Annotated in this window: 1 pseudogene; it reads left to right on the forward strand. The window is 58.1% G+C overall.

From position 1 onward, the window contains the following. Positions 1 to 85: 85 nt before the first annotated feature. Positions 86 to 811 (forward strand): annotated as a pseudogene (locus tag MGEO_RS21035) (IS3 family transposase); the annotation flags it as partial.

Genomic DNA, 811 nt, shown 5'->3' on the forward strand with positions numbered 1-811 from the left:
AGAGGTGGCCTGAGAAATCTGAACAGGTGAGTTAGGTGGATTTTCCGCTCCTGATCCGGCAGCGTGCCGGGACGAAGGAGAGAAGATGGCAAGACGACCAAGACGGAACCACAGCCCTGCATTCAAAGCGAAAGTCGCGTTGGCGGCATTGAAGGGCGACAAGACGATGAGCGAGCTGGCGACGCAGTTCGACGTCCATCCCAACCAGATCAAGCAGTGGAAAGATCAGCTGCTCGACGGCGTGACGGATGTATTCGACGACAAGCCGAAGGCATCGAAAGCGCCCGCGATCGACGTGAAATCGCTGCACGCGAAGATTGGCCAGCTGACGCTGGAGAATGATTTTTTAGAAGGAGCGCTCGACAAGGCCGGTCTGTTGCCGAGCGCAAAGAAATGACTGATCGATCGCACAGACTGAGTCTCGTGCGGCAGGCCGATCTGCTCGGGATCAGCCGGGGCAGTCTTTACTATGAATCGCGTCCGGTGGGCGAAGATGACCTCAGGCTTATGCGCCGGATCGACGAGTTGCACATGGAGTATCCATTCGCGGGCAGCCGGATGATGAAAGGGCTGCTCAGACAAGAAGGCTTTACTGCCGGTCGGCTGCATGTGGCGACCTGCATGAAGCGGATGGGTATCCAGGCCCTGTATCGCAGGCCGAACACGTCGAAACCGGCACCAGATCACAAGGTCTATCCCTATCTGCTGAGAAAGCTGGCCGTGACGCGCCCGAACCAAGTCTGGGCGATGGACATCACCTACATCCCCATGGCGCGTGGCTTCGTCTATCTCGTCGCCGTGCTGGACTGGT

The sequence above is a fragment of the Marivita geojedonensis genome (assembly GCF_002115805.1).
Taxonomy (GTDB): domain Bacteria; phylum Pseudomonadota; class Alphaproteobacteria; order Rhodobacterales; family Rhodobacteraceae; genus Marivita; species Marivita geojedonensis.